The organism is Paenibacillus sp. Marseille-Q7038 (assembly GCF_965111595.1).
Window position 1 is genome coordinate 545,461 of record NZ_CBCOOM010000002.1, and the last position, 18,474, is coordinate 563,934.

Annotated in this window: 15 protein-coding genes; 11 read left to right on the plus strand and 4 right to left on the minus strand. The window is 42.5% G+C overall.

Annotation, left to right across the window (positions count from 1 at the left end; genetic code table 11):
- Positions 1-48: 48 nt before the first annotated feature.
- The 8 genes from ACWPWY_RS19730 (at position 49) to rlmN (ending at position 9,942) form a co-directional block, all read left to right on the plus strand.
- Positions 49-1,620 carry a leucine-rich repeat domain-containing protein gene (locus ACWPWY_RS19730; protein WP_454193321.1) on the plus strand — a complete coding sequence of 524 codons (1,572 nt, stop codon included), beginning with the start codon at positions 49-51 and terminating at the stop codon, positions 1,618-1,620.
- A gap of 332 nt (positions 1,621-1,952) precedes the next feature.
- On the plus strand, positions 1,953-3,464 hold the full coding sequence (locus tag ACWPWY_RS19735) for a copper amine oxidase N-terminal domain-containing protein (RefSeq protein ID WP_454193322.1): 1,512 nt from the start codon (positions 1,953-1,955) through the stop codon (positions 3,462-3,464).
- A 168-nt stretch (positions 3,465-3,632) separates the two neighbouring features.
- Positions 3,633-4,475, plus strand: coding sequence for an alpha/beta hydrolase (locus tag ACWPWY_RS19740; RefSeq protein ID WP_454193323.1), 843 nt, complete (start codon positions 3,633-3,635; stop codon positions 4,473-4,475).
- Between the two features lie 103 nt (positions 4,476-4,578).
- Positions 4,579-5,427: a helix-turn-helix domain-containing protein gene (locus ACWPWY_RS19745; protein ID WP_454193324.1), complete on the plus strand. Its 849-nt coding sequence runs from the start codon at positions 4,579-4,581 to the stop codon at positions 5,425-5,427.
- A 141-nt stretch (positions 5,428-5,568) separates the two neighbouring features.
- Positions 5,569-6,561 carry an ABC transporter substrate-binding protein gene (locus ACWPWY_RS19750; protein ID WP_454193325.1) on the plus strand — a complete coding sequence of 331 codons (993 nt, stop codon included), beginning with the start codon at positions 5,569-5,571 and terminating at the stop codon, positions 6,559-6,561.
- A gap of 22 nt (positions 6,562-6,583) precedes the next feature.
- Positions 6,584-7,594 (plus strand): FecCD family ABC transporter permease, encoded by a 1,011-nt coding sequence (locus tag ACWPWY_RS19755; protein WP_454193326.1) that lies wholly within the window; start codon positions 6,584-6,586, stop codon positions 7,592-7,594.
- Entirely contained in the window at positions 7,587-8,609 is a 1,023-nt protein-coding gene (locus ACWPWY_RS19760; protein ID WP_454193327.1) for a FecCD family ABC transporter permease, read from the plus strand. Before ACWPWY_RS19755 ends, ACWPWY_RS19760 begins: the two co-directional genes overlap by 8 nt.
- A gap of 244 nt (positions 8,610-8,853) precedes the next feature.
- Complete coding sequence (gene rlmN / locus ACWPWY_RS19765) at positions 8,854-9,942, plus strand: 23S rRNA (adenine(2503)-C(2))-methyltransferase RlmN (protein WP_454193328.1); 1,089 nt, start codon at positions 8,854-8,856, stop codon at positions 9,940-9,942.
- Positions 9,943-10,019: 77 nt separating this feature from the next.
- On the opposite strand, the gene ACWPWY_RS19770 is transcribed toward rlmN, so the two are convergent.
- The 3 genes from ACWPWY_RS19770 to ACWPWY_RS19780 form a co-directional block, all read right to left on the minus strand.
- Positions 10,020-11,522, minus strand: a complete 1,503-nt coding sequence (locus tag ACWPWY_RS19770; RefSeq protein WP_454193329.1) for a peptide MFS transporter — start codon at positions 11,520-11,522, stop codon at positions 10,020-10,022.
- A 476-nt stretch (positions 11,523-11,998) separates the two neighbouring features.
- Complete coding sequence (locus ACWPWY_RS19775) at positions 11,999-13,042, minus strand: FecCD family ABC transporter permease (protein WP_454193330.1); 1,044 nt, start codon at positions 13,040-13,042, stop codon at positions 11,999-12,001.
- The gene (locus tag ACWPWY_RS19780) at positions 13,042-14,088 is read right to left on the minus strand and encodes a FecCD family ABC transporter permease (protein WP_454193331.1); all 1,047 of its coding nucleotides are present in this window, start codon (positions 14,086-14,088) and stop codon (positions 13,042-13,044) included. The genes ACWPWY_RS19775 and ACWPWY_RS19780 overlap by 1 nt, the downstream gene beginning before the upstream one ends.
- Positions 14,089-14,283: 195 nt before the next feature.
- Between ACWPWY_RS19780 and ACWPWY_RS19785 the strand changes: the two genes are divergently transcribed.
- Positions 14,284-15,084, plus strand: coding sequence for a hypothetical protein (locus tag ACWPWY_RS19785; RefSeq protein WP_454193332.1), 801 nt, complete (start codon positions 14,284-14,286; stop codon positions 15,082-15,084).
- A 32-nt stretch (positions 15,085-15,116) separates the two neighbouring features.
- Here the strand turns inward: ACWPWY_RS19785 and ACWPWY_RS19790 are convergent, their stop codons facing one another.
- Positions 15,117-16,019 carry an ArsR/SmtB family transcription factor gene (locus tag ACWPWY_RS19790; protein WP_454193333.1) on the minus strand — a complete coding sequence of 301 codons (903 nt, stop codon included), beginning with the start codon at positions 16,017-16,019 and terminating at the stop codon, positions 15,117-15,119.
- 254 nt (positions 16,020-16,273) lie between these two features.
- Between ACWPWY_RS19790 and ACWPWY_RS19795 the strand changes: the two genes are divergently transcribed.
- A complete protein-coding gene (locus ACWPWY_RS19795) occupies positions 16,274-17,503 on the plus strand; it encodes an extracellular solute-binding protein (protein WP_454193903.1) in 1,230 nt (409 codons plus the stop codon).
- Between the two features lie 81 nt (positions 17,504-17,584).
- A complete protein-coding gene (locus ACWPWY_RS19800) occupies positions 17,585-18,463 on the plus strand; it encodes a carbohydrate ABC transporter permease (RefSeq protein WP_454193334.1) in 879 nt (292 codons plus the stop codon).
- The last annotated feature ends 11 nt before the right edge of the window (positions 18,464-18,474 follow it).

Consider the following 18,474-nt stretch of genomic DNA (forward strand, 5'->3'; position numbering starts at 1 on the left):
ATACGTATGTGAGTAGAAAGTACAGCTATAAAGGGGAGGATACGGGTAATGAAGAGGGTAATAACCATAGTGCTTATGTTTTTATTTGCGATGGGCTGGGGGGGACAAGGCTCGTATCTATATGCTGCGGAGCAAGGTCTAGTAAAAGACCCTTACTTGGACAATGGTCTCAAGATGATCCTAAATAAAGCACAAGATGAGGAACTCACGGTAAGTGATTTGGAAAAATTAACGGTGATTGACCTTCCTTCTGCTGGAATTCGAAGTCTTTCCGGACTGGAGCATGCAGCTCACCTTACCCATCTGCGGATTCCATATAACCAGGTAGAAGATTTGTCCCCGCTCCAAGAGATAACAACCCTGCGGGAAGTCGATGTGACGAATAACTATGTCAGTTCTATAGAACCACTTGAGAAAAATACAGAAATGGAACGACTTATTGTAAGCAATAATGCAATTACTTCACTAGGTGTGACCGGTAACTTTCCAAGGTTACATACTCTCTATGCTGGAGGAAATCAGATCACAAGTTTAGATGGTTTGTCAGGAGCAGCATCCTTACGTACGCTGGACATCAATTTTAACAAAATTGAAAGTGTAGAACCTTTAGTAAACATGACATCATTAAAGGAACTGCTGGCTTCCTCTAACCAAATTAAAAATATATCGGTTCTTACCCAACTTCCCAATCTACAAATTCTCGATCTTAATCAAAACCAGATAACAGATGCAACATACATAAATAAGTTACCTAAGTCCATAGTCAGTCTGAAGCTTGCATATAATCCATTGTCCCATATAAACCAGCTGCAAAATATAAGCCATCTTACGAATCTTGAGGTTCTAGACCTGTCAGGTCTAAAGCTCAGCAGTCTTAATCCTCTTCAAGATCTGCAGCAGCTCACGAATCTAAACGTTTCAGATAATCAGATAACAAGCCTAGATCCTCTGAAAGATTTGAAGTCACTAACCAATCTTGATGTTTCCAAGAATCTGATTTTTAATCTTGCGCCTTTGCAGGAATTGAACCATATTCAGAGCTTGGATCTAGCTAGTAATCTGGTGTGGGATCTGAAGCCGATCCAGAATCAACAGTTTACCTATGTTCGGCAAGAATCATCGGGAGAACCTCCTTATTACGGGCTTAATCTAAAAGATAACTATCTCGATCTAACCTATGGCTCGAATACATGGAGTTTGTTCACTGAACTTGGAGGGAACCCGGAAGATGTGACTCCGCAGGGGAAATACCAGCGTCTTCAGGAAGGTTCGAAAATAGCATATGTCGGAGATAAACCCTATTCACTCCGAGTGGCCCCTTTTATTGAAAAAGGACGTACTTATGTCCCCCTTCGTTTTATATCAGAACAGCTTGGAGCCGGTGTTACATGGGATCAAACGAAGAAACAGGTAACGATTCAGAAGAATGATACTTTCATCCAGTGGACTGCTGGTAATAGACAAGTGAAGGTAAATGACAAGATTGTACTCTATGATGCTCCGCTGATGCTAAAGGGTGGAGTAACCTGTATCCCCCTCCGTTTTGTATCCGAACAGCTCGGAATAAAAGTCGGCTATATAAATAGCTCCAAAACAACACTTATCTTTGCAGATAAATAAACTTCCCCCCCCCCCCCGTCTATGTACGGGGGTTCTTCTCTTTCTATACGTAGATTGATAAAAGATAACTAATAATTATTAATTTTTTAGAACAGGAAACAAGGTTTTCCCTCGGTGCATTCTCTTTTTATAGAAACTACAAAAATCATTTATTTTCATATGTATTCGTCATATTTATATATTCAGCCTAGGTTTGCCATTCAATGTTGTCCCAATCTGTCGAATGTCATGACATCGCCTATTCAAAAATAATCAAGGGTTTACATATATTACCTTTATCTGTAAGATAAGATCTGGATGTAAACTTCAATACCAAGATCGAGGAGGAGAATATGATTCGAATTCGTAAGCAGTTAAAATGGTTCGCGGCACCACTAGCTCTTTTGCTTGTTATCCTTACCGGATGTCAGGCCGTCGGTGGGCTGGATGTAAGCTCAGCTCTACTTGGAAGTAAAGATCGTATGTATCAATCCAGTGAGACAAAAGAAACGTTGCAGGTAAAGGTTACACCTTCAGCAAATGCATCGGAAGAAGATCTCGCCATCATTGAACTTATCAATTCGTTTTCTCTATATATTGACAGTGCAAAAGTAGAAGATAAGGAGAAAGCCTCCATCAAGGGAAAGGTCCGTTATCAGAAAGCGGAAATTCCCTTCCTCTTGAGTTTAGATGAAGAAGGAGTGGCACTACAAATAGAAGGTGCTAAGCAGCCGATTTATCTTTCCTATGCGCAAGATCCGTCTCTGCCGGATATGACCGAATACAATGAGCAGATGGAAGATGCCATATGGAATCTAGCCAGCTTTGTCGTCAAGCACCTTCCTAATCCGAATAAAATCTCGGTAGGTCAAGAAGAAGCAACCGTAAATGGAGAGAAATTGAATCTTACAAAACTTCATGCTGAGATTAGCGGAGCAGAAGTATTGAAGATGGTACGTCCTTTCCTCAGCAGTATTGCCCAGGATGAGAACGGCTTGAAGAAGCTGATTGGAGATATTTATGATGCGGCTAACGGGCTGTTCTCCTCTTACCAAGAGATAGAAGGAGCAGAAGGATTAGCAGAGGGAATCTTGCCTGCTACCAAAGAAGAAGCAATAACGGTTTATTATGGAATGATCAAGGGTCTTCTTGATGAGTATGTGAAGACGATCGATACAGAGATTGACAAAATGCTCAATGAAACTCCGGAAATGAAAACCGTCTTTAGTGACAAGAGTAGTCTTATAGTGAATTATTATTTCGATAAGGATCTAAATGCGCGGAAGAGCAATATGGAACTAACGGTAGCACTCCCTGTTGCTAAAGACATTCCCGTATCAGAGGTGAAAGTCATCAGTGATTCCGAATCATGGAACTTTGGCGGAAAAGTAACAGCTGATAAAGTTGACCTTTCGAAAGGATACCTTGATCCACTCTTTGGAGAGGTGACAACAGGTCAAATGCTTCGTAACTTTGAAGGAACGAAGCCGGTACATGATCTGCTTTTGCAATCAGGTATGACAACATCTTATCTTTACCTAGAGTCAAATGATCCAGTCTACGGAGCAGAAAATGTAAAAGGGACTGCATTTGTTCCTCTCCGTTCCTTTGCTGAACATTTTGATGCAGAAGTGAAGTGGTCAAAAGGCTCTAAACAACTTACTATAATTAATGATCTTACTCTTGAGCAATCGACATATACCTTAGGCTCGAAGAAAGCCACAATCAATGGGAAGGCAGTTACGTTGCCGCAAGCACCTTACACAGCTCAAGGAACAATTTATGTACCGCTGCGTTCGATTGCTGATGCACTGGGAGCTAGTGTAACTGTGGAAGAGGATGGTTATTCCGTTCATCGTAACTAGTCTTTAATTACACCGCAGGTATATCTAGGGAAAGGACTCCACTACGATTAGTGGGGTCCTTTTTCGATATTGCCGATATTTTTCCGGAGAATATCCATGTCCCTCCTATAATCAGTGCAATATAATGCGGAAAACAAGGTAAGTTTAATGCGGAAGGGGAGATATAGAGTGAAGAATATTTCAACAAAAAAGGTGACTTTAGCAGGAACTGATGAATGGTCTGTCACTTCAAGCATTAATGGACAGGAATATCGAGTACAAGTTTATCAACCGAGCGGAAAAGTACCCGCCTCCGGATTTCCCATCATCTATACACTTGATGGAAACAGCACCTTTGCGATGACTGCGGAGATGGTCCGTATTCAGTCATTAAGGCCGGAAAAGACCGGTGTAGTACCTGCTATTGTGGTTAGCATTGGGTACAATGCGGAAGCACCTTTTCCACCTAAACGCCACTATGATTTTACGATGCCTGCACTGGAGAAGGATTTACCAAAGGTTCCGTTTGGAAGGCCGCTTCCCGAGCAGGGAGGAGCGCTGGACTTTATGTCATTTGTAGAAGATCAACTAAAGCCGTTGGTGGAGAGCCGGTATCCGGTTGATTCGAGCAGACAGATGATTGTGGGACACTCGCTTAGCGGACTTTTTGTACTGCATATGCTTTTTGTTAGACCCCATTCTTTCCACACGTACATCGCAGGCAGTCCATCGATTCACTGGAATGAGATGTATTTACGTCAGCAGGAACAGAAGTGGCTGGAGGAAGTTAACGAGGGTAAGCATAAACTGAATGCGCGAGTGCTGATTGCAGTAGGGGAACTAGAGGGAAATCTGAAAGTACCGATGGTCAGAAACGCAGAGGAGCAGGCAGAGAGATTAAACCAACTGGAAGAGTTCGGAGTGCATGTAGCTTATCAAGCGTTTGAGGCGGAGAATCATATGTCTATTGTGCCTGTACTCATTAATAGAGCTTTGCGATTTAATGGGTGGGCACTAGTAGAATCGGACTAATCTGAAAAAGTGCGAATTAAATCACTGCTAAACAGAAAAGTATGGTAAACTCTGTTTATGATATTGATAATCATTATCATTAATAAGGCGGTGATTATTTTTCATGCTTGAGATAACGACCTCAAAATTAGGTAACAAACAAGGTCAGCAACTCCTGGATTCCTCTGTTGTTAAGCTGAAAGACGTTCTTAAGGTGAGCACAAGTAAAAAGTGGAATCCTTCTGATATGAATCATCAATCTTCTCATCTGCTGATGGTTGCAAAGGGACAGGGATGTTTAACATGGAGGGATTGTTCTCTTCCCGTTGACGGTACTTGTATCTACTCGTGTATGAATGAGGAGAAGCTGGTGATGGACTGTAAGGGTGGTGACGAAGTGAACCTTACTGTAATTGGCTATGATGTGTATCAACAAGATGATCGAAAGCAGCAGCTCCTTGTATCTGAGGTGCCACCTGTAGGGCACTTATTGGATCTAGCGCATCATGAAATCAACTGGTTTACCGATATATGTAATTCCATCTATGGTCACTGGCATAGCGGGGAAGGACTTGGGAGATATCGCGGTCAGCTTCTTTTTCAGGAGACCCTTTACTGGATAGCGAAAAGCAGCGATCAGGCCCGGGTAGACACGGATTCTGCATTACAGTTGACTAAAGATTACATTGATCGGCACTATAATGAAAGCTTAGCGCTGGATAAACTTTGCCGAATGGCAGGACTAAGTTTGAAATACTATAGCGAGCTGTTCAAAAAACATTATGGAGTTAGTGTAACTGAATACATAGCCACGGTCCGCATGGAGCACGCCAAACGATTCATGATGGACCCAGAACTGAAGCTGAGGGAGATTGCACATCTCGTCGGATATCCGGATGAGTTCTATTTTAGCCGAAAGTTTAAGAAGATGATGGGGGTTTCCCCTTCTGCTTATCGAGCGGGTTCTCATTAATTCAGCACTGACTATTAAGGTGATCGGTAATTATTACAGGTCCATCAGGAAAAAGTCCATGGATAACCCTCCTTTTCTCCAGTATTATTCAATAATGATAATCATTATCAATTATTGTTGGAACGGAAGGGGTTCATAGAAATGAAGAAAATAGCTTTCATGGGGATGCTAGTCCTCCTGCTTGTGATGCTTGCAGCGTGCGGAAATAGCGGCGGAGATAAAGAGGCTACGGGTACAGGCGAGCAGACACCGGCTACATCAACAAAAACGGAAACAAATGAGACAGCTAGCGATACTCGTAGCATTACATACTTGGGACAAGAATATACCATTCCGGTAAATGCAGAAAAAATCATCATCACAGGTGCAATGGAAGCAATGGAAGATGCGCTCGTACTTGATGTGCATCCAGCAGGTGCCATTACTGTAGGTGGTGAATTTCCGGAACGTTTCGCAGCAATTACAGATCAAGCGCAGTCCATTGGAGAAAAGGCGGAGCCTAACTTCGAGACCATTCTCTCTCTGCAGCCAGATGTGATTCTCGGTACGACGAAGTTCAAACCGGAAGTCGTAGAACAACTAAAGAAAATTGCTCCACTCATTCAAGTTTCACATATCGCTTCGGACTGGAAAGATAACTTGAATTTGATGGCGGAGCTCACTGGAAAGCAAGATCAAGCGAAACAAATCATTGATGAACACGAGGCTCAAGTAGGGACTGCAAAATCGCAATTGGGAGATACCTTGAACGATAAAGAAGTTGTCGCAGTTCGTATCCGCGGAGGAGAGATGTATATCTATCCGGCGAACGTATTTGTAAATCCAGTTTTATATGAAGATCTGGGACTTACACCGCCAGCTGAAGTTCTCGCAGCAAAAGCCCAGGAGATGATATCTGTCGAGCAGTTTGCAGAGATGAATCCAGACTATGTATTTATTCAGTTTGAAGAGCAGTCAAACAAAGACAATCCTGCCGCATTAGCGGATGTGCAGAACAATCCGATTATCCAAAAGACGACCGCTTTTAAAGATGACCATGTATTTATTAATGTCATTGATCCTCTCTCCGAGGGTGGACCGGCTTGGAGCAGAACGAATTTCCTAAAGGCTGCTGTAGAGCAACTGACGAAGTAGACCGCGGCGACCATAGAAACTTATGATACCTAAAGGAAAAATAAATCCGGCCCTTATTCTGGTGACGGCTCCTATTCTTGTGGCTCTCACCATTCTATTCTCCATTCATTATGGAGCAAAAAATATCGAACCTGTGGAAGTGTGGAATGCAATATTCCACTTTGACACAGACAGTATCGATCATCAGATCATTATGACCTCACGGCTCCCAAGAGTCGTGGGGGCTCTGCTTATTGGGGCATTTCTTGCAATCTCGGGTGCACTCATGCAGGGAATGACTCGCAATTATTTAGCATCTCCCTCTATTATGGGCGTCTCTGACGGTTCTGTTTTTGTCATTACCTTTTGTATGATCCTGCTGCCGGGTACATCGTCTTTAGGTTACATTGCTTTCTCATTACTTGGATCAGCGATCGGCGCAGGGATTGTTTTTTCACTTGCTTGGCTATTACCGAGAGGAATGACGCCGGTCCGTCTGGCTATTCTGGGGACAATCATCGGTACGTTTCTGAGTGGATTATCGGAAGCGGCAGCGACGTATTTTCAGGTGTCTCAAAATATAAGTTTCTGGTATAACGCAAGATTGCATCAAATGGATCCTGATCTTATAAAACTGATCATTCCTTTTGCTATCGTTGGACTTGCTCTTGCCATGAGCTTATCCAAATCTATAACGATCTTGTCTCTGGGAGATGAGATGGCTACTGGACTTGGGCAACGTACCAAATGGGTAAAAGCATTATCCATTCTCAGTGTTGTTATTTTAACGGGAATTTCAGTGGCACTTGCCGGAAAAATTGCATTTGTCGGGCTTTTGATTCCGCACATTACTCGTTTTTTTGTAGGTGTGGATTACAAATGGGTTATTCCTTGCTCAGGTATTCTTGGCGGGCTTTTTCTCGCTTGGTGTGATGTGCTGAGCCGATTCATTAATGCTCCTTTTGAGACGCCCATCGGTGTGATCACAGCACTGTTCGGGGTTCCTTTCTTCCTGTATCTGATCAAAACCAGAGGAGGAAAGGCAAATGTATAATACGAATCGAAGAAAAAAAGGAACGGTAGTCCTTGTTACGTCAGCTATCATTCTTCTGGCTTCTTATATCAGTATAACGAATGGTACGTTTGATATGACGGTGACCGATGTAGTAAAGACGCTCTTAGGAATGGATACTTCACGGGAACACCATCTCGTTATTTTTGATTTTCGCTTGCCGCGAATCATGATTGCGTTACTCCTCGGATTAGGTCTTGGTATTGCAGGTGCTGTCGTTCAGGGCATCGTACGTAATCCCCTTGCGGATCCTGGCATGCTTGGTATCAATGCGGGAGCAGGTACAGCAATTGTCCTTTTTATGTTTCTCTTTCAGGGAAGCATTACAGGGGCTAATTTTTTCTCCATTATGACAATGCCTTTATTTGGTCTCGTAGGCGGACTCGCTGCTGCTGCGCTTATTCTCATCTTTGCCCTAGAGCGCGGAAAGCTGGACTCCCAAAGGCTTATTCTAGTCGGTATCGCTGTGTCCTCAGGATTTGGGGCTATAACGCTCTTCGTATCCCTAAAGATGAATCCTAAGGATTTTGAGATGGCTACCGTGTGGCTTGCGGGAAGTATCTATAATGCCAACTGGCAATTTATTGTGGCTATGCTGCCTTGGCTTGTCATTTTTATCCCACTCATTTGGCGGAAGTCGCTTATCTTGGATGTGATGCAACTTGAGGAAGGGAGCGTGATGGGAGCAGGCGTATCGGTAAATCGGGAGCGTATTTTACTGCTGCTCTATAGCGTTGGGATTGTGAGCGCCTGTGTAGCGGTAGCGGGAAGTGTAGGTTTTGTGGGGCTTATTGCACCTCACATTGCGCGGAGGCTTGTCGGTCTTCATCATCGTCATATGATTCCCGTATCTGGGCTCGTAGGAATGGCGATGGTTGTTGTGGGTGATCTCATCGGGAAAACAATCTTTGCCCCAGCAGAGCTTCCCGTAGGCATCGTGATTTCTATCATTGGAGTTCCATACTTTGTATACTTGCTCTTTAAAACGAGGGTGTAGATGGGTTTACATTTCCTTATTATTCAAAGAGTTACTTAAAGCAGTTAAGGAGACTTTCGCATAGACGGAAGTCTCCTTTTGCTATTTTGTCCGTGTTATTCGTGATTAGACCTTGTTTAAACCTGAAAAGTTTGGGACAATAATAAACGGATTACGAAAGCAAACCTATTTTGTAAATGAGACAAGAAGGTATAAGTTTTGAATAGATTATATTTTAAAGTTTTGAAAAGAGGGCCGTTTTGTCATGAATAAACCATCCATTTATGGATTAACTCAGGAACATATGGGAGCGTGGCTGGAAGAGCGCGGCCATAAGAAATCTCGGGCATCCCACGTGTGGGAGTGGCTGTACCGGAGACGTGTGAAGGATTTTGCGGAGATGACCGAAGTGAACAAGAGCTGTGTTCAGCTGTTATCCGAGCATTTTGTAATAGAGACATTAACTGAGCATACAAGGCAGGAGTCTTCAGATGGAACGATCAAATTCCTATTTCGTCTGGAAGACGGTAATCTCATTGAGACTGTGCTGATGCGCCATAAGTTTGGACTCTCTGTCTGTGTAACAACGCAGGTAGGTTGTAATATCGGCTGTAGCTTCTGTGCAAGTGGACTGCTCAAGAAGAGCCGTGACCTTTCTGCAGGGGAAATTGTGGAGCAGATCATGAAAGTTCAGTTCCACCTTGATGAGGTTGGTAAAGGTGAGCGGGTGAGTCATATCGTGGTAATGGGTATTGGTGAACCGTTTGATAACTATGACAATGTATCTGACTTTATTCGTGTCGTGAAGGATCACAAGGGACTGGCGATTGGTGCAAGACATATTACGGTATCCACCAGCGGACTAGCGGGTAAAATTAAAGAGTTTGCGGATTCTGATCTGAACGTTAATCTCGCTGTCTCCCTGCATGCACCGAATAATGAACTGCGCACACGGATTATGAAGATCAATAAGGCTATTCCGATAGAGAAGCTTATGGAAGCTATTGAATACTACTGGGATACTACAAATCGGCGGATTACGATTGAATATATTCTCCTCCAAGGGGTGAATGATCAGCCGGAACATGCTCTTGAGCTTGCAGAACTGCTGAAAGATCGCCGGAATTTGGCTATCGTTAACTTGATCCCATACAATCCAGTAGATGAGCATAGCCAGTATCAGCGGAGCGAGAAAGACTCCATTACTGCTTTCTATGATGTACTGAAGAAACAGAACATTAGTGTTAGTGTGAGACTTGAACACGGTGCGGATATCGATGCAGCTTGCGGTCAGCTTCGCAGTAAGCAAATTCGGAAAGATCAAGATGGAAGTCTAGAGAAAGTATCATCCTAATCTTGATAAATAAAAAAACCTCTGATCCAAGATGAAGTAAAGTTCATCGTGGATCCAGAGGTTTTTTACATTCTATATTATTTAATTCCCTTCATGTAGGAAGAAATTTTTGGAGCGATGATAAACAGGATAATACCAAGGACGATCGACGTTCCACCAATCACTCCGAAATAAATCATCTCTGTTTCTTCGGAATACAGAGGTGCAATTAGAGCGTTGATTGCTTGAGCAGCTGCGTTGGTTAGGAACCACAAGCTCATCGTTTGAGCTGAGAACGCTGCAGGTGCAAGTTTTGTAGTTGCAGATAGACCAACCGGCGACAAGCAAAGCTCACCAAGCACGACAATGAAGTAACTCAGTACTAGCCACAGTGGGCTTACCAGGCTGTTTTCTCCTCCGAAGTAAGAAGGCAGAAGAATAACCAAGAAAGATAGACCTGCAAACAGCAGACCAAAGGCAAACTTTTTAGGAACAGACGGCTGGCGGCCGCCAAGTTTCACCCAGAGTCCAGCAAAAACAGGTGCAAGCAAGATAACGAATAACGGATTCAGAGACTGGAAGAAAGCCGGGGAAATACTAAACCCGAAGAATTCCAGTTGAGTTCTCGTATCTGCATAGCTAGCAAGAATCGTTGAACCTTGCTCTTGAATTGCCCAGAACATAACAGCCGCGATGAACAATGGAATGTAAGCAACTAGATTGGAGCGCTCCACATCAGTTGTTTTTGGACTGCGGTACATGACAATAAAGTAACTAACCGGAATCAGTATTCCGAGGAATGCGACAATATTTACAAATACCGGGAATGTAAGTAACCCCGTTTGAATTCCGAGAACCGCGATTAGGGCGATAACAACAATAGCTATAGCAAAAATCGTAAAGATCTTTTTCTTTTCATGTGGTGCAAGCGGGTTATTTACAATCGTACCAGCAAGTCCAAGATTTTTCTTCTTCGTAGCAACGAAAACAATCAAACCGATCAACATACCAATAGCTGCTAAGCTGAAGCCAAGATGGAAATCGTTTGATCCGTTATCCATTGCAACAGATCCTACTACAAGCGGTGCCAAGAATCCGCCAAGATTAATTCCCATGTAGAAAATACTGAAACCAGCATCACGGCGGTTATCTTCAGGGCTGTAAATATCCCCGACTACGCTGGATACGTTCGGTTTGAGTAAGCCTGTCCCAAGGACAATGAGAACCATGGAAGCAAAGAATAAAGAAACACTGCCGGGAATAGCAAGTGCGATGTGTCCGAGCATGATGAGAACGCCGCCGTAGAATACGGCTCTTGATGTTCCGAAGACACGGTCTGCTAACCAACCACCGATAATACCTGACATGTATACAAGGGAACCGTAGATCGACATGATCGATAGAGCCAACGACTTATCTAGACCAAGTCCGCCCTGGGATACTTCATAGTACATATAGTAAACAAGGATTGCCCGCATTCCGTAGTAAGAGAACCGTTCCCAGAACTCTGTAAAGAAGAGGGTGAATAGTCCTTTAGGGTGCCCAAAAAAACCTTTCTGGGGGACACTTTCTGCAATTTCTTTTTTCGTGATGTCTGCCATTACATAACCTCCCTGATTTGATAGATATAATAACCTTATATGTTTTGGACTGTCAAAAGATATGGGACATGTAAATTCAGGAACTCCACATTTCTTTTAACAACCTATATATAACTCACAAATTTACTCCTTTATTTATACCCAGCATGCCTCTCTTTTAACAAAAAATGATAAACGGATAAGGACACCACACTGACACGCTAATCGGGTAAAGTGTGTAGACACACGTAAATATGTGATGGGTAGAAAATAAAAAGGGTTAGATACGGGATAAATTATCATAGGCCTTATTTATAACTCAGTGAAAAATATCACACTCAATCATGATAGATCCGTGACAGATATAAAGGTTATTGAAATGGAATTGTATCATCTCTTGCGCAAGCTGAACAGACAAGATATGGAATCTAATAAATGACGAAAAAAAGCTGCCAAGCACAGGCTTGACAGCTTAATTCTAATAGCGTGAAGTCTATTTACATTTTCGATCTAGACAACAAATAAAGGAAGTACGGAGCCCCGATAATGGCCACCATAATTCCGGCATGAATTTCCGTAGCAGGAAACACTAACCGGCCAAGTGTGTCTGCCATGAGCAACAGCAGTGCACCGCCCAGTGCGGATGCGGGCAGTAACATTCGGTGCCCTGGACCAACAAGACGGCGTGCAAGATGGGGAGCAATCAGACCAACGAATCCAATTCCACCCGTAAAGGCAACGCAGGCAGCAGCTAATCCTACCGCAATCAGCAGTAAATACAGCCGCTCACGATTGAGGTTTACTCCAAGCGAGGAGGCTACATTCTCATTTAGTGATAAAGCGTCGAGCATTCGAGATTTCAAAAAGGCGAAGACGATAAGCAGCAATACCCACGGCAGGAGAGTAAGGACCTGTTTCCAGGTCGATCCCCAAATGCTCCCGGCAAGCCAGCTGGCTACCATGTCGTATTTATTCGGGTTAAGCCTGAGCATAAGCACGATCATTAGCCCATTCACAGCTGCAGTAACGGCGATTCCCGTCAGCACCATCCGATTGGGATTCAGCCCATCTCTCTTGCTATAAGAGAGTATATAAATAATAGCTGCGATCATGAGACCTCCAGCTAGTGCGAGAAAAGGCAATAGCAACGTAGGTGCTTTAGCAGCACTGCTGTAGAAGGACAGGTAGAGCACAACGATGAGCCCGGAGCCTGAAGTAATTCCTAGGATCCCGGGGTCCGCCAGTGCATTTCTCGATACCCCTTGCAGAATGCATCCGGATACAGCAAGTCCCGTACCTACAAGCATCGATATGACAATACGCGGCAGTCGAAACTCGAATAAAATAAGGCTTTGCCGAGAGGTACCTTTGCCAAGAAGTGTGTTTAGTACTTCAGCAGGTGCCAGCTTCGAAAAACCAGTGTTCATACTAATGAATAGGAAGACAACCATGAAGACAGCAAAAGTGATCATGACTGCCCATTGGCGTTTACGACGTTTTTGTGTACTCTCCTGCATTTGTTCAGCAAGTGATTTGTTCATTAGAGACCCCTCCCTGATTTCCGTGAGATATACAGGAAAAAGGGAACACCGACAAGCGCAAAAAGTGCACTAATGGGTGTTTCATAAGGCGGATTAATCATCCTCGCACCAATATCGGCAAGAAGCATCAGAAGGCTTCCGACAACAGCTGAGCAGGGAATAATATAGCGGTAATCTACACCAACGATGTAACGGACAAGGTGAGGAACAACAAGTCCTACAAAACCAATAGGACCAGCAACCGACACAGCTGCACCAGCCAACACGAGCACAATTATTCCGCCAATGATCTTGATAAGACCTGTTTTTTGTCCAAGTCCCGATGCCACTTCATCACCCAGACTAATCAGCGTAATCGATCGTGAAATCAGTATAGCGGCAATCAGCGCTAAGGCGATCCATGGAAGAATAGATAACACCTGAGGCATTTTGATACCTGCTACCCCACCTGCGACCCAAAAAGAAAGATCTTGGCTCAGTCTGAAATGAATCGCAATTCCTTGGCTGAGTGCAGTAAGCAGTGCGGATACAGCAGCACCTGCAAGTACAAGCCGAATCGGAGTGACTCTGACTTTGCCTAGGGAGCTCGTACCATATACAAGCACAGTTGCAATAAAGGCACCAATAAAGGCAAAGATCATCATGCCGTTATAGGACAATTCAGGAAAGAATGCCAGTGCTACTGCAATCATGAAGATCGCCCCTGAATTAATACCAAGCAGACCAGAGTCAGCAAGAGGATTTCTTGTCATTCCTTGCATAACTGCCCCAGCTACTGCAAAAGCCGCACCAATCAGTACGTCAGCGATGGAACGCGGAATTCTGAGCTCATGAATAATCGTATGCTGGGTGATGTCTGGATTAAAGCGGACAAGAGCCTCATAGACAGTAGAAAGCTGAATATCAGCTGCACCCACAGCAATGGATACACCCATGAATAGAACGACAGCAATCAGACCTATAACGAGGGTTACAAAAGCTCTGACAGGTCTAACATGTATTTTTGATTTTAATGAATGATGATCCTTAGAAAATGAACTATTCAATTTTCATGACTCCTATTTCCAGCAGTAATGATGAGAATTATTATCACTCTAGAGTAGAATGAGAGGTATTTATAATGAGTTTTATGGGCCAAAAGGAAGCCCTAGCCTAATCTACTATATCATAACACCCGAACTTTTTATAATCATCGGAGCATATAATATCAGGTGTACAAGGAAGGGGAAAGGGGAATCCGTATGCCAACAATTACAACACGAAATCTTATAAATATACCGATTGAGGGGATTAGGCCATACGTCCAAGTCATTGTCAAAGTCGTTAATAATAATACCTCTCCAGGACTTTGTTACTTGAAGGGACTTGTAAATAATGGTAATCAGCAAACTGCTTTTGCAGAAGATCTCTTTTTTCTGAATGGAGAGGAAGTAATCAGCCGCACATACGAGGTGGGATACGATCATTTTCAGATTAATGCGGTTTACTCGACATCGGGGATTGATGTTGCAATTTATGGAGTAGGTGTAGATGGTCTATATATCCCGTTTGAAACAGAGGAGGTAAATATCAGCAGGATTACTTCTGAGATCAGATCTGTCAATTCTATTACACAAATTGATAATTATGCTGTCATGAGTTTCAGAAAAAACCTATCTTTTACGAATCCGAACGGAGTAGCAGCTTCCGTCTATGTAGAAGGTTTGGATATCCTGACAAGGAACCCTGTTAGATATACTTTGGTCAAGGGTGGGACAATTAACGGGAGTTTTAATCGCTATCCGACGCCGACAACGCAGATTCCTGCAGAAGAAACAGCCCTAGAAGTAAATACAACGTGTACGGTCGTTACGAATGGACGAGTTGTTACCCAAGGAACCATGACGGGTATAGCAGGAGCCTTTACCAATACCTCTGTTCGTCTAATGGGAGAGGGTGTGATGTTGGATCTTGAAGATGGTGATAACCTCACCCTCGTTATAGATTCACTTATGGAAGATATTGATGTTGTAGTATCGGTTCGAATGCGGGAGCAATGGTAAGGGAAAAGCAAATACAATTTCATTTTGTTTGTTTAAAGATAATATAATTTAAACATGATATCTTGATCATGATTTCCAAATTTCTTGCCGAATAGGGTTGCGCCGCCAATGTGTTCGGCATCTTCTTTTACTTCAATCCGGAAGGTCCAGCGTGTGCAGGTTGTATCTAGATCATTTACGGATACCGATGAGATTGGATCCCCGTCAATATAAGTGCCATGGCTTGTAATGCGTATGGTTTTTAACAAACCATACTGGTTAATATTATGCGGCCACCATTTGGGTGTGAATTTTCCTCTTGCATCGCCAAAATCACCAGGACTTGTCCATGTTCCGAGTTCTAATCCATTTAACGAAAAGGTAATGTCAGAAGGCCATACATCATTGGAGAAAGGAAATTCAGAGGCAATCTCTAAGCTGATTTCGAACTGTTGCAACTCTTCCTCTTTTTTTAAGAAATTAGCGATATTGTATTGGACAAACCCTTCAGTAAACCACAATATTTCTGCATCTACTCGCTTTGAATCCATAAAATACTTCGGTTCATCCACTCTTCCTATAAACTCTTTATCCGTAGCAAGACCACAGGTAGGCTTAAGATCGAAATCGTTGTAATGTCCGATCGGAACAGAGGTTTCATAAGAGGCAAAAGAATGAAAGATTTTCTTGGGAAAATTAATCTCAATGTGGTCGACTCTAAGTGTGGAAATTTTCTGAAGGCCGGACTTTCCGGGGACTTTTTCTGTTTTGATAATTCCGGCATCTTCCAGCTTCTTGATATGTTTAATAACAATTGGGCTGCTAATCTGCAACTCTTCTGCTAGGTCTTTGATGTTCATTTTATTCTTAGACAGTAACTGAATAATTCTGATTCTCACTTCACTTGCCAAGGCTTCGTAAACAACGAGCGAGGACTTATCGATTTCCAGCTGCATGTTATCCACTTCTTTCCAAAATAATTAATCTTAACATATATTAGCCAGTACCAAAGTAACACGAAAGATAATCAAAGTAAATATTGGTAGTTTATATGTGCTTTTGATAAACATATTAGTTAACTTTACATAGAAAAAAAGAATTAAATTTACATAAAAGTTATTGACACCGCTTTCAGTATGGATGTATGATGATTGCGAATTGGAACAGTTTCCAATATACAGAAAATCGGGAGGAAAACGTCTTGAAAAAAATGCGGGGTCTTACGTCTTTGCTTCTTGCTGTTGTCTTAATTACTGTTTTGTCAGGTTGTGGTGGAAGTGATAAAAACACAATTGTATTCTGGACACCACTAACGGGTGACGATGGTGCATACATGGATCAACTCGTTAAAGATTACAATGCAACTGATCCTGAAATAAAGGTGAAGCATGTAGTTACGTCAGATATGTATACAAAAAACTCTACCGTACTAAACTCCGGTAAAGGGGTTCCAGATCTGTCCATTATCCATGCCGATCGTGTACCTGGATATGTTAAACAAGGTGCCTTAGAAGATATGACAAATGTGATGGCTGCTGAGCCTGAACTGAAACAAGAAAATTATCTTCCACAAGCTTGGTCAACAGGAACAATTGATGATAAACAGTATTCTGTTCCTTTGGACATTCATAGTGTTGTTATGTATTACAATAAAGACTTGCTGAAAAAATATAATGCAGAATCTTTCCTTGATGATAACGTAGTAACCATTGATGAAATGCTTTCCTTGCAAGGTAAACTCGATGAAAACGACTTCGTAGTAAATGATGCTTTGCTGGGCTGGGTTATTCTCTCTCAAATTCAGAATTTGGGTGGAGACATTCAAGAGGATGGAAAACCTGCGGTTAATACACCGGTTATGAAACAAGCTTTTGAAGAAGTGAAGAAAATTTCCGATGCTGGCTTGATGACACCATATGGTGAAGATGGCTATCTGATGTTCCAATCTGGTAACGTTCTATTCTCCACAGACGGAACTTGGAGTTCCAATGCACACGGTGATGTTGAAGGATTAAACTTTGGCGTAACGAATGTGTACACTCCAACTAAAGATAAGTTCACAAACAGATCCTCTTCTCACTTGTTCGCTATGCTGACTAATGAAGAGAGAACAGACGAGAAAGAAGCTGGGATTGCTAAGTTCCTTGAGTTCGTTCGTGCGAATTCTCTTGAATGGGCAAAAGCAGGACAGAATGTAGCAAGTAAGCAAGTTAACGAAAGTCCTGAGTACCAAGAATATATGCAGTCTTTCTTTACTTCTAATGAGAAAGAGATTGAATCTTTGTACATCTACACGTATGAATATTATGCATATATTGCAGAAGCAGTAGATACTTACGCTCTCGAACTGGTTCGCGGTAATGTAGACCTAGATGAAACACTGAACACCATGCAAAAATTTGTAGAAGATAAAATTGCAGAAGGTACAAGCGGACAATAATAATTTGAACTGAATAGATTGTATAAGGTGATGTGCCATTCTTTGGCACATTGCTTTATTCAGAAGGAGAAATGATTTCCTATGAAAAAGAAGATTAATTGGGCTCCCGCGTTCTTTGTAGGCCCTCATATTATATTATTCGCTATCTTTGTACTGCTTCCAACGATCTATGGTATTTATGCTTCATTTACAAAATGGAACTTGATGAATGAACCAGTGTGGGTAGGACTAGATAACTATAAAACGATTTTGTTTAATCAAGATTCTACGTTTCATACCCAATTTTTTAACGGTATGAAAAACACCTTTATCTTTGTGGGGATCAGTGTCCCGCTTCTCATTATTATTCCTTTGATGATTGCCGTTGCTTTAGAGCATAAACAAGTGAAAATGAAAAACTTGATCCAGTCCATTATCTATATTCCGGGATTGATTTCTATATCAGCAGCAGCTCTGATCTGGCTACTGATCTTTAATAAACAGTTAGGTATTACAGGGAACTTGCTTGGTTCCGATGTTGCGTGGCCAGCTACTCAGCCTTACGCCTGGATCATTATCATTGTTATTACGATCTGGGGCGGTGTTGGCGGTAATATGATTATCTACCGTGCTTCGATCAGTGGAGTATCGCAAGATTTGTATGAATCTGCAGAACTTGATGGAGCAGGACCTATCCGGAGATTTACCAGCATTACCTTGCCTTCCATCCGTTTCCCGTTAATTTATACCTTTGTTATGACTACCGGTGGTGCCTTTAACGTATTTGGACAACCGTTAATGATGACAGATGGCGGACCGCGACAAAGCACGCATGTGCTCATGATGTATATCCGTCAATTGGCCTTTGGTAATGGTGAATCCATTGCGGGTATGGCATCTGCTATGGCCGTACTGCTCGGAATCGTTATCTTAGTCATCTCTGCCCTGCAATATTATGTGATGAACAGAAACACTGCTTAAGTTCATAGAGA